Origin of the sequence: Streptomyces sp. NBC_00286 (assembly GCF_036173125.1) — a bacterium.
Lineage (GTDB): Bacteria > Actinomycetota > Actinomycetes > Streptomycetales > Streptomycetaceae > Streptomyces.
The window spans coordinates 7,508,254-7,519,729 of sequence record NZ_CP108054.1; the positions used below are offsets into that span (position 1 = coordinate 7,508,254).

Sequence of the window (11,476 nt, forward strand, 5' to 3'; positions counted from 1 at the left end):
GTGGGAGCCCCGGGGCCCGCGGTCGGGCAGGCCGGACCAGAGGTAACGGTCCGGCCGGCCGGTCAGGGTTACTGGATGCCGGCCTTGGTGCACAGGGCGGCGTACTTGCCCGTGCACAGCTCTGCCTTGGTGACGAAGCCGTCGTCCACGACGTCCTTGACGTTGTCCTTGTAGATGGCCACCGGCGTCTCCAGCACGGACGGGACCTTGCGCTTGCCCTCGGGGTCCTCGACGGTCGCGTTCGTCTCGCCCTTCTCGCCCTTGGCGAGGGAGATGGCGAGCTTGGCCGTGGCGTCGGCCTCCTTCTTGACCGCCTTGTAGACGGTCATGCACTGGTCGCCCGCGAGGATGTTCTGCAGGCCCTGCACGGTGGCGTCCTGGCCGGTGACCGGGACCTCGCCGTTGCGGTTCTGCTTGCGCAGGACGGCGATGGCCGCGTTGCCGAGACCGTCGTTGGCGGCGAGCACGCCACCGATCTTGGGCTCGCTGGTGAGCATCTGCTCGAAGATGGTGCCGGCCTGGGCGTTGTCCCAGTCCGGGACGGACTGGTCCGGGCCCTTCACGTAGTCACCCGACTTGTACATCGGGTCGAGGACACCGTTGTAGCCCTCGGCGAAGAGGGTGGCGTTGTTGTCCGTCGGGGAGCCGTTGAGCGTGGCGACGATGGGCTTCTTGGCCTTCATGTCGGTCAGGCACTTGCTGAGGCCCTCGCCCTGCAGCTTGCCGACCGCGGTGTTGTCGAAGCTCACGTAGTACTGGGCGGAGCCGCCGAGGGTGAGCCGGTCGTAGTCGATCGTGGCGACGCCCTGTGCCTTGGCCTTGTCCAGAACCGCCTTGCCCGTGCCGCTGTCCAGGTTCACGATCACCAGGACGTTCACGCCGCTGGTGATCATCTGGTCCGCGATGGTCTGGAACTCCTGCTTGTCGCCCTGCGCGTTCTGGATGTCGTACTCGACGCCCGCCGCCTTGAACGCCTCGGAGAGGTACTTGCGGTCCGCGGTCTCCCAGCGGGCCGAGGACTTGCTGTCCGGGAGGATCACACCGATCTTCGGCTTGGCGTCGGAGCCAGATCCGGAGCCGGTGTCACTGTCGCTCGACGAGGAGCCACCACAGGCGGTGAGCGAGCTGGCCAGCGCCACCGAGGCGGTGGTGAGGAGGAGTCCCTTGCGCATGGGCAGGGTCCTTTCTGGTGTTACGGCCGGACGACCGGACGCACGAGGGTGGTGAGGAGAAAGGCGAGAAGCGAGCTCTCGGCTGAATTGCCGGGTGTCGGGCGATCCGCCCGGCTGAATGTTGTGAGCGGGAACTTATGGCACCCTGGAGCCCGTGCGCCAGAGTGCGGGAGGGGCTATTTGTCATCCGCCATAACAATTAGGTGACGCTGCCGAAACGTGGCGGGCTTGGGGTCTCCTGTGCGGCAGGGGTCCGTACTTGGAGTGCAGTGGGATGTGTCGGGGGTTGTCGGTCGTCCTGGCGGTCAGGTGCAAGGGCAACCGCGTCAGCACGTCGATGCTCCTGGGGCGAGCGGGTGACGGCGGTCGTGCAGCTCCACCCTGAACGGAGCGTCACCGACGACGACGTACGCGCCTTCGCGAAGGCCCGCATCGGCAGCGTCAAGGCCCCCAAGCGGGTCGAGGTGTGGCCGGACATCCCCCGGTCGAAGGTCGGCAAGGTCCTCAAGGGGGAGGTCAGATCCCGCTGGCTGCAGGGGAGTTCGCATGGCTGACAAGGTGCGGGTGGCCGGGGTTGGCATGATCCCTCTTGCAGCGGGAGTCCATGCCTCCATCAGTTGCTCAGGCCCGTACGTCGCAGCCAGCCCGTCCACCGTGACCCCCGATCGGGACACCGCGACCAGCGGATTGTCCTCGTTGGCGCCGGGTACGGCCAGGGCGTCTCGGGCCGGGGGGCCTGTTTGCGTGCAGGCCCGCTCGACCCGCGAAGCGCCGGCCTAGAAGGTGTAGCGGGTGTGGCTGAATGCCTGGCCGTCGTGGCCGAAGCTGTACGCCGTGCCGGGGGCCACCGCGAAGAGCAGGTCGTTGCCCTTGCGGATGCCGTCGCCGAAGCCGTAGAAGACTCCCTCCGGTGAGGTGATGTGGTCGCCGTACTGCTCCTCGAACGCGGCGATGACCTCGTCCTGCCGCGCTGGGTCCGTCACCCGCTCCGCCGTGCCCTCGATCACGAGGTCGAGGCCTTCGGAGGAGAGCGAGTTGTGCCCTGTGGTGAGGGCGCAGTGGGCGTTGGCGGCCAGGTTCTTCGCCTTCTGCTCGCCCGGGCCGGTGCTGAAGTGCAGCGCCCCGTCGTGCCAGGCGGCGATCAGCGGCGTGACGTGCAGTCGGCCGTCCGGCCGGACCGTGGTGATCCAGAAGACCTCGGCGGCCCGCAGCCGGCGCTGGGCCTCGGTCCAGTCGGTGGCGGTGACGTTCTCCGCGCCCGGGCGCGGGTTGAGCGCGGAGCTGTAGCGCGCGTCGAGCTCGGTCGTGGGCTGCTTCGGAGTCATGCGGAACTCCTTTCCCTCGTCTGGTGACGAAGCCCCGTCTGGTGACGACGCTACGCAGCCCGGCCCGGCGGCGCCCAGTCGTCGACGGGCCCACTTCACCGCTCGACCTGGCTGGCTGGCCGATCAGCTGGGTCACGCTGGCCCGCGACGAGAACGAGGACGCGTCGGTCAAGAGCTTCCTGGGCGACAACCAACCCTTGGAGCGCATGCTGGACCGGCTGGTCAGCGAAGAACCCGGCTGACCGCTTCCGTCCCATGGCGAGACAGTGCCGCATGAGCTCCCCGCCGCCCTGGGAGGCCTCGCTCAGACCCTCGGTTCCTCCGGTGCCGTCGGCGGCTCGGTGGACGTCGGCAGCGGCGGGCTGAAGAGGACGGCCCGGGCCACGGGTGGGGCGAAGAGGGCGGTGATGGGCGCGGAGAGGGTGATTACGGAGCGGAAGGCGTTCCCTACGACCGGGTCGCCGGGGTAGCGCTCCTGGACCCGGCGCAGGTACCAGTCGGCGGCACGGTCCGCGGGCGCGGTGGTGACCGCGTTGCCGATCGCGCCCGGCATCTTGCGGTCCGCGCCGGCGGAGATGTCCCAGGCCTGCCGGGACGCCGTGAGGATGGCCCGTTGCACGCGGCGCGTCGTGGGGGTCCGGCGCGGGTCGGTCAGCGCGTCGCGCAGGGCGACCGCGCTCATCGCGGCGACGGCCATGCCCTGTCCGTAGATCGGGTTGAAGGTGCACAGGGCGTCGCCGGTGGCGAGGAAACCGGCGGGGTGGCAGCCGGGCAGGTCGTAGCGGCGGCGGATGTTCGCGGTGCGCCGGTAGCCGAACGGCGGGGAGAGGGGTTCGGCCTCGTCCAGCCACTGGTGCAGGAGCGGGTGCGGCAGCCTCTTGGCGTACGTCTCGAACTCGTCGTCGCCCGTGGGTGGTTCGTCGCCGCGCAGACCCGAGACGATGACCAGATGGCTGCCGTCCTCCAGCGGCAGCGCGCCTCCGGCGTGGACCTGCTCGGGGTCGGGGTAGACGTAGTAGCCGAGGGTGTCGCCGTCGAGGACGCCGGTCTTGCCGCGGTAGACGCGGGAGGCGTAGGCGAGCCCGGTGTCGATGGTCTCCTCGTGCGGGGCCTCGGCGCCGATCGCCGTCAGCCACTGCGGGGCCTTCGTACCGCAGCCGGAGGCGTCGACGATCAGGTCGGCCTCGAGGGCGCGCTCCTCCCCGCGGGCGTCGCCGGAGCGGTCCCGCAGCAGTACGCCCCGTACGCGCGAGGCGTCACCGAGGAGCCCTACGACGTCGGTCCCCTCGACCGCGCTGATCACCGGGTTGGCGAGAACCCACCGCCGCACCAGTTCCTCGAGCTGCGCGCGGGAACCGGTGTAGATGTGCGTCGACGCGGGCAGCCGCCGCAACCAGTGCCCGGTCTGCCACATCACCATGTCCGACGGCATGCCCACCCGCGGCGCCCCCGCCGCCCGCAGCTCCTCAAGGAAGCCCGGCAGCAGCGACTCCAGGGCCACCTGCCCGCCCTCCAGCAGGACATGGGGATGCCGGCCCTGCGGTACGCCAGGTCGCGGCTTCGTACTGTCCGGGAACCGGTCGCGCTCGACGACGGTCACCCGGTCGGCGTGCCCGGCGAGGACGTGTGCCGCGAGCAGCCCGGCGAGGCTCCCGCCCACGACGACCGCATGCCGTCCGCCCCGGCCGCCGCCCACGCCCCAACGGTCCGTTTCTCCGGCAGAGTTCACCGATCCGCTCCCCTGGTCGCCGCGTCGCGAGAAGACACCATTATCCCGCGCCGCAGGGGCAGTTGACCTTGTTTCAGCCGTTGTTCCGGCCGTTCTGCGCGTCCCGTACGCACCCTCCGTATCGCTCCCTCACGTCGGTGAGCGGGCCGGGCAGGCGACAATGAGGGCCGTACGACACGGTCGACCCTTGGCGGAGGAGCGGGAAATGCAGAATGCGCGAGCGGGGCAGGTCGCCGGGCCCGAGGATCTCATCGATGTGGCCCGACTGGTCACGGCGTACTACGCGCTGCATCCCGACCCGGCCGAGCCGGGGCAGCGGGTGGCGTTCGGCACCTCGGGACACCGCGGTTCGTCCCTCACGGCGGCGTTCAACGAGGACCACATCGCGGCCACCAGCCAGGCCATCTGCGAGTACCGCGCCGGCCAGGGCACCGACGGCCCCCTCTTCCTCGGCGCCGACACCCACGCCCTGTCCGAGCCCGCGCGGATCACGGCACTGGAGGTGTTCGCCGCCAACGACGTGACCGTCCTCATCGACGAGACCGACGGCTACACACCCACCCCGGCCCTCTCGCACGCCATCCTCACCCACAACCGCAACCGCACCTCCGGCCTCGCCGACGGCGTGGTGGTCACCCCCTCGCACAACCCGCCCGCCGACGGCGGCTTCAAGTACAACCCGCCGAGCGGCGGCCCCGCCGGTTCCGAGGCGACCTCCTGGATCCAGGACCGCGCCAACGAGATCATCACCGGCGGCCTGAAGGACGTACGCCGCATCCCTCACGCCCGCGCTCTGGCCGCACCCGGTACCGGCCGCTACGACTTCCTCGGCACGTACGTGGCCGACCTGCCGAACGTCCTGGACCTCGACGCGATCCGGACCGCAGGCGTACGCATCGGCGCCGATCCGCTCGGCGGCGCCTCGGTCGCCTACTGGGGCCGGATCGCCGAACAGCACAGGCTCGACCTGACAGTGGTGAACCCGCTCTCCGACCCCACCTGGCGCTTCATGACGCTGGACTGGGACGGCAAGATCCGTATGGACTGCTCCTCGCCGTACGCCATGGCTTCGCTCATCGAGCAGCGCGACCGGTTCGACATCGCCACCGGCAACGACGCCGACGCCGACCGGCACGGCATCGTCACGCCGGACGGGCTGATGAACCCCAACCACTATCTCGCCGTGGCGATCTCGTACCTCTTCTCGCACCGGGAGCAGTGGCCCGCGAGGGCCGGGATCGGCAAGACCCTGGTGTCGTCCAGCATGATCGACCGGGTCGCGGCGGACGTCGGCCGGCAACTGGTCGAAGTCCCGGTCGGATTCAAGTGGTTCGTGGACGGCCTGTCCGACGGCACGCTCGGCTTCGGCGGCGAGGAGTCGGCGGGCGCGTCCTTCCTGCGCCGCGACGGCTCGGTGTGGACCACCGACAAGGACGGCATCATCCTGGCCCTGCTCGCCTCCGAGATCACGGCGGTCACGGGCCAGACCCCCTCGCAGCACTACGCCCAGCTCACCGACCGCTTCGGCGCCCCCGCCTACGCGCGCGTCGACGCCCCGGCCACCCGCGAGGAGAAGGCCCTGCTGGCGAAGCTGTCCCCGCAACAGGTCACGGCCGACACCCTCGCCGGAGACCCGGTCACCACGGTCCTCACCGAGGCCCCCGGCAACGGCGCCGCCCTCGGCGGCATCAAGGTCGCCACGGCCAACGCCTGGTTCGCGGCTCGCCCTTCGGGCACCGAGGACGTGTACAAGATCTACGGGGAGTCTTTCCTCGGCGCGGACCATCTGCGCCGGGTGCAGGAGGAGGCCCGGTCTGTGGTGCTGGGGGCGTTGGGGAGCTGACAGGGCGGGGGCGGGGTGACGGTGTCCTACACCCCCGCCGCCGCGCCGTGCAGATTCTTCGCCGCCAGTGCGAGCCCCTCCGTCTGGGAGTACGCCGCGTCCTCGTGTTCGATGTTCACCGCCATGGCGGGGTTGATGTCGGCGAGGGCGCGCAGGAAGTCGGTCCAGTACGGGACGTCGTGGCCGAGGCCTACGGCGACGAACTTCCACGCGGGGTTCTCCGGCCAGGCGTTGCACCAGAAGTCGTAGCCCGTGGGGACCCTGTCGGGGCGGCTGCGGGGACGCGGGTGAATGACGTGTCCAGTACGCCGCGGATGTCGGCGCCGGGGCAGAGCGTGGCGTCCTTCGCTGCCGCGTGGAACACCAGCGGGCCCAGCCACTTGATGGAGGCTACGACGTCCATGCCCTGCCACATCAGGTGGGACGGGTCCATCTCGGCGCCGAGGTTCGTCGCGCCCGTCTCGTCGACGAGCCGCTTCAAGGTCACCGGGGAGAAGACGACGTCCGGACTCGAAGCGGGCGGTGAAGGACGCGGTGTCCTCGTTCCCGACCTCGCCGAACTCGTCGGAGACGGGCGCCGCGCTGTGCCCGACGACCGCGCCCAGCGGCAGCGGCCGCTATTGCTTGAAGCGCTTTAAGTCCTGGTGCTATCGGCTCGTTTCCGAGAGCGTGTCAAGGGCGTGGCGCGAGGAGTTCTGCGCGACCGGCCGGCGCCGGAGGGGCGCCGCTCCGGGACCCCTCCCGGCACGGGCGGGATAGGCAGTACGGGTGACGCACCCCAACTGCCGCCGGAGGACACGTATGACGCGCGCCCGGCCTGTAGTACGTGCAGCCCTCGCGGTGTTGATCACCGTGCTGCTGGCGTCGTGCGGATCATCGGCACCGAAGACGACGGCGGCGAACTGCTCCAGGAGTACACGAAGTCGCGGTCGGTGGTCACGTCCGCGGGCAAGGATGGGGCCCTCCACAGCGGAGGGCCCCACCGGTGTCTGTTCGCCGCGTTGTGCGCGGGTGCTGTTTACGGGGTCAGGGTCTGGCCAAGGTGTGCGCCGCCAGGCGTGCCCAGGCCGTCGCGGCCGTAGTACACGCCCTTCGTGGTGTCGATGCCCGCGCTGCCCGAGTCCAGTTGCAGGATCGTGCCGTCGTACCCGTTCTCGCCCTCGGCGCCGATCGCGAGGTCGGCGCGGCCCCAGCCGGAGAGGTCCTGGAGTACGACCGAGGATCCGAACTTGTCGTTGGGTTCGGTCCAGCCGGTGATGCCGGAGGTGTCCTGGTGGAAGCTCAGCGCGCCGGAGCCGGTCAGGCCCGTCGAGGTGCCCTTCAGGAGGAGGGCAGTGCCCGCGTTGGCCTGGTTGGTGCCGCTGCGGGTGATGTCCTCGTTCGGGAGGCCGGTGAGGACGTCCGCGTAGCCGTCGAGGTTGTAGTCGCCTACGGAGACGGACCAGCCCATGGCGTCGCCGGACTCGTTGGCGCCCGGGACGCCCGTGGTGTCCTGGTAGACGGTGCGCATACCGGTGGTGGTGAAGCCGGTGGACGTGCCGGGGACCATGGTGACCTGGCCGCCCGAGGCCCCGCCGGACTCCCCGGCGTACGGCTGGCCGATGACGATGTCGTCGTAGCCGTTGCCGTTCACGTCACCCGCGGCGAGGGAGCGGCCACCCTTGACGGAGATCGTGCTTACCTTGGCCAGACCGGCGGCCGAGCCCTTGAACCAGGTGACGCGGCCGATGCCGGACGTGTCACGGTAGTTGAGCGCCACGTCCGCGTAACCGTCGCGGTTGAAGTCACCCGTGGCGGCGTCCGGGTAGGCGACGCCCCCCGTCGCGGTGGTCAGCGTGCCGTACTGGGTGGCGCCGCCGGTCAGGTGGACGTTCCAGTTGCCGCCCTTGCCGGTGCCGGCCGCGAAGACGTCGGCCTTGCCGTCGGCGTTGAAGTCGCCGACCGTGACGGCCGAGCCCAGCTTGGCGCCGGCCGCGGTGACGCCCGAAGTGGTGTAGGAGGAGCCGGAGTTCAGGCCAGGGCCGTACAGGACCGTGACCGAACCGCGGTCGGCGTTGCCGGAGGTGTCGTCCTCGCCCGGCGCGCCGATGGCGAGGTCGGCGTGGCCGTCGCCGTTGATGTCGCCCCAGGCGGTCGACGCGCCCCAGTTGTCGCCGGTCTCGGAGCTGCCGGGCACGCCCGCGCTGGACTGGGTGAGCCTCACCTTGGCGCCGGCGACCGGGCCGTCGAGACCGCCGGGCACCACGACGACGTTTCCGACGTTGCCCGATGCCCTCGGCACACCGGCCACCAGGTCGGTGATGCCGTCGCGGTCGAAGTCGGCGGTCGGGACGGCGGAGTTCCTGCCGGCGCTTGCCGCGTACCGGCGGATCTCGGCGAGCTTGGGGTACAGGTTGGCGCCGGGGCAGGCTGTCGCGTTGGTGTCGCGGTGGCCGAAGACCCGGGGCAGCGTGATCGACGTGCCCTTCTCGACGAGGTTGCCGTCCTGGCCCTTGGCGGTGCCGGACGTCAGCGTCACCTGGCCGTTCGGGTCGATGCCGTACATGCCGAACTTCCAGGCCACGATCCGGGAGATGGCCTCAAGTCCGGCGCGGCTCGGCTTGGCGGTCTCGTAGTTGCCGATGAACGAGATGCCGACCGTGTTGGTGTTGAAGCCCACGTCGTGGGCGCCGATCACCGGCAGGTCCATGCCGCCGCTGCGGCCCTCGAAGATCTGGCCGCACTTGTCGACGACGAAGTTGTAGCCGAGGTCGTAGTAGCCGCGGGAGAAGTGCTCCTGCTGGATGGTCCGCATCCGGGCGCGGGACTGGCCGCAGGAGATCGTGTTGTCGTTGTTCACGCCCGTGTGGTGGACGACGGCCGCCTTGATCTCGGCGCCGTACCCGGGCGTGCCGTCGTAGTCGGTGGAGGCGCCCCACTCCGCCTGGGTGATGATCGGCGGCTTGACGACCGTGGAGGGGCGGGGGGCCGGGACGGTGTCGGAGGGCGACGGGGAGGCCGTCGGGGATTCGCTCGGGGACTCGGTCGGGGAGCCGGTCACGGAGTCCGTGGGTGTCGGGGCGTCGCTGGTGGGCGTGGGCGTGGTCGTGGCCGGGTCGCCGGGGGTCTGTGCGTCGGTCGCCGTGGGCGTGGGGGTGATGTCCTCGGCGTACGCGGCGGGTTCGGGGCGCACCTCCCCGGTGCCCTTGGGGTCGGTGCCGGGATCGAGCAGCTTGACGTCCAGGCCGGCCGGAAGGCCGGTGGCGAGCGTGCCGTCCGCGTTCACGACCCGTACCTCGAGGCCGTCCGCGTCGTCCGTCCACACGGAGGCCGTGCCGCCGCGCGTGCCGGCCCGCTCGGCCTCCGCTCCGTCGGCGGAGAATTCCTCGCCCGCGACCTTCTGCCACGCGGACCAGTCACCGGTCTCGGTGGCCCGGTAGCGGACCTCGGGTGTGCCCTTCAGCTGCGCGTGCGGGTTGTCCCAGGTCAGCATGACCGCGCTGTAACGGTCCGTGCCCTGCTTGTCCAGGCCCTTGCGCCCCGCCCCCTTGTCCTTCAGCTTCACGGTGTGCACGGCGGGTTTGCGCGCGGCCCGGGCGTCGTCCGGCTTCGCCGCCGGGTCGGCGATGGCGTACGTGACGGCTCCCGCGCCACCCACGAGGACGGCACCGATCGTCAGCCATGCTCTTCGCTTCAAACTCAGCGGTGTGTACGCATGGGTCTTGCGTGGACTCAACTTGCCCCACCCCTAGAAATGCCTCACAAGAGGACCACCTGTCACTCAGGTGGCAGTGGACCAAGCGCGCCCCATCCGTGAAACATCACTGTCAGGCAGCGGGAAGTGGCGCAGATCACGCCGCAGGGCTCTGCCCAGGTCGTACGGCCCCGGCAGAGCCCAGCTTCGAACCGGCCCATCCAGCGGAGCGTTCAGGCGTCGCGGTTCGCGCGGGCCCGGCGCCGTAGGAGGAGCAGGCCGCCCGCGACGGCGGTGAGGCCGGTGGCGGCGGTCCAGGCCGGGATGTCTGAGGAACCGGTGGCGGCCAGGTCGCCGTCCCTGCCGCCCTGGGGGCTGGGGGAGGGGGACGGTGAGGTGGGGGCGGCGCCTGAGTCGGAGCCGGAGTTGGAGCCGCTCGCGGGGGAAGGTGAACCCGCCGGGGAGGCCGGGGACTCCGGCTTGGTGGAGCGGTCGCGGGTGAACGCCAGGGTGCCGAAGCCGAGTTGGTCGTAGCCGCCGCTGTTGGGGCCGTAGTCGCCGCCGCCGCCCTCGGGGGCCGACTTGGCCGCGATCTGGGTCAGGTACGACGCGGACAGGCCCCGGCGCTTGGTGTAGTGGTTGGCGATCGTGGCCCAGATGGGGCGGGTGTGGGCCGGATCCACGGGGGCCGCCTCGCTCACGGTCTCCGAGCCCGACCAGCCGTTGATCGCACCTTTCGCGCGGGTGTTGGGCGTGAACGGCACGTCCCCGCCCATGCTCCACTTCGCCACGTACTGGGCGGCCTTGAAGAAGCGGTTGTCGTCGTAGCCGTACAGGTCGAGGCCCTGGTTCCAGGCCATCTCGCAGAAGGTGCCCATCAGGCCGATGCCCAGCAGGGCGTGGCCCTGGTCGCGGCCCGCCTCCACCCACTCGGCGAGGCCGTCATCCTCATGAACGACCGGGATGGCGTTCTTGATGGCGCCCAGGCCCTCGCCGTGCTTGAAGTACTCGACCGCGGTGTCGACCTTGGCCTGGTCGTCGCAGAGGATGCCGACTGCGAGGACGCAGGCCATGTTCGCGAGGTCCCAGTTGGTCCAGTAGTTGGAGACGACGGCGCCGTTGTGGTTCTTGAGGAAGTCCTCGGCGAGCGGCGAGAAGACCTCCAGCATCATCTTCTGGAAGCGGGCCAGGTCGAAGTCGTCGCGGTCGCGGACGAGTTCGGCGGCATTGGCGAACTGGTAGCCGTAGAGGCCGGACGCGAGGAAGCGGTCCGCTGAGCCCTCGACGGCGGTCAGTTTCGCGGACCAGGCGTTGAGGATGGCGACGGCGGTGTCCAGGTGCGCGTCCTCGCCGGTGACATGGCCGCGCAGGGCGTTCTGGTACGCCGCGTGGATGTCGTTGTAGAGGATCGCGTAGTTCTGCGGATGGCCCTCGCCCCGGTAGACCGTGGCCTGCGGGTTGGGCTGCCATGTGCTCTGCGAGTGGCGGTTGGCGGTGAGCTTGGCGAAGCCCGCCGTGTACGGGTTCGCGCCCGCCTTCACCTTGGCCGCCATGCGGTCGAGGTCGGCTCTGGTGTGCAGCAGCCCGGGATGCGCGAACGTCGTGCCTGCCGCTGACGCGGAGGTCGCGGGGACGGCAGCGCCGATGGCTGCCGCGCCCGCGGCCGTCCCGGCGATCTTCAGCAAGCTCCGGCGGTTCATCTCTGCTATCACGGCTTCGGTCCTCAGGGGTGGG

10 protein-coding genes are annotated in these 11,476 nt (G+C 70.5%); 4 read left to right on the forward strand and 6 right to left on the reverse strand.

The annotated features are described in order from the left end of the window. Positions 1 to 68: 68 nt before the first annotated feature. Positions 69 to 1,172: a sugar ABC transporter substrate-binding protein gene (locus OHT21_RS33955; protein WP_328772078.1), complete on the reverse strand. Its 1,104-nt coding sequence runs from the start codon at positions 1,170 to 1,172 to the stop codon at positions 69 to 71. A 269-nt stretch (positions 1,173 to 1,441) separates the two neighbouring features. Here OHT21_RS33955 and OHT21_RS33960 point away from each other — a divergent pair, with 269 nt between their 5' ends. Beyond that, complete coding sequence (locus OHT21_RS33960; protein WP_443050471.1) at positions 1,442 to 1,726, forward strand: AMP-binding enzyme; 285 nt, start codon at positions 1,442 to 1,444, stop codon at positions 1,724 to 1,726. A 222-nt stretch (positions 1,727 to 1,948) separates the two neighbouring features. Here OHT21_RS33960 and OHT21_RS33965 read toward each other — a convergent pair whose 3' ends face one another. Beyond that, positions 1,949 to 2,497, reverse strand: coding sequence for a pyridoxamine 5'-phosphate oxidase family protein (locus OHT21_RS33965; protein WP_328772080.1), 549 nt, complete (start codon positions 2,495 to 2,497; stop codon positions 1,949 to 1,951). Between the two features lie 23 nt (positions 2,498 to 2,520). Here OHT21_RS33965 and OHT21_RS33970 point away from each other — a divergent pair, with 23 nt between their 5' ends. Beyond that, a complete protein-coding gene (locus OHT21_RS33970) occupies positions 2,521 to 2,739 on the forward strand; it encodes a hypothetical protein (protein ID WP_328772081.1) in 219 nt (72 codons plus the stop codon). 62 nt (positions 2,740 to 2,801) lie between these two features. On the opposite strand, the gene OHT21_RS33975 is transcribed toward OHT21_RS33970, so the two are convergent. Then, positions 2,802 to 4,157 carry an FAD-dependent oxidoreductase gene (locus OHT21_RS33975; protein ID WP_328774328.1) on the reverse strand — a complete coding sequence of 452 codons (1,356 nt, stop codon included), beginning with the start codon at positions 4,155 to 4,157 and terminating at the stop codon, positions 2,802 to 2,804. Between the two features lie 274 nt (positions 4,158 to 4,431). Here OHT21_RS33975 and pgm point away from each other — a divergent pair, with 274 nt between their 5' ends. Continuing rightward, positions 4,432 to 6,069: a phosphoglucomutase (alpha-D-glucose-1,6-bisphosphate-dependent) gene (pgm, locus tag OHT21_RS33980; RefSeq protein ID WP_328772082.1), complete on the forward strand. Its 1,638-nt coding sequence runs from the start codon at positions 4,432 to 4,434 to the stop codon at positions 6,067 to 6,069. A 26-nt stretch (positions 6,070 to 6,095) separates the two neighbouring features. Here pgm and OHT21_RS33985 read toward each other — a convergent pair whose 3' ends face one another. Further along, a complete protein-coding gene (locus OHT21_RS33985; RefSeq protein ID WP_328772083.1) occupies positions 6,096 to 6,449 on the reverse strand; it encodes a hypothetical protein in 354 nt (117 codons plus the stop codon). A 21-nt stretch (positions 6,450 to 6,470) separates the two neighbouring features. Between OHT21_RS33985 and OHT21_RS33990 the strand changes: the two genes are divergently transcribed. Continuing rightward, positions 6,471 to 6,707, forward strand: coding sequence for a hypothetical protein (locus OHT21_RS33990; protein ID WP_328772084.1), 237 nt, complete (start codon positions 6,471 to 6,473; stop codon positions 6,705 to 6,707). A gap of 380 nt (positions 6,708 to 7,087) precedes the next feature. Here the strand turns inward: OHT21_RS33990 and OHT21_RS33995 are convergent, their stop codons facing one another. Together OHT21_RS33995 and OHT21_RS34000 are read right to left on the reverse strand one after the other, a co-directional pair. Then, positions 7,088 to 9,745, reverse strand: coding sequence for an FG-GAP-like repeat-containing protein (locus OHT21_RS33995; RefSeq protein ID WP_328772085.1), 2,658 nt, complete (start codon positions 9,743 to 9,745; stop codon positions 7,088 to 7,090). A 230-nt stretch (positions 9,746 to 9,975) separates the two neighbouring features. Beyond that, entirely contained in the window at positions 9,976 to 11,442 is a 1,467-nt protein-coding gene (locus tag OHT21_RS34000) for an alginate lyase family protein (protein ID WP_328772086.1), read from the reverse strand. Positions 11,443 to 11,476: the final 34 nt, after the last annotated feature.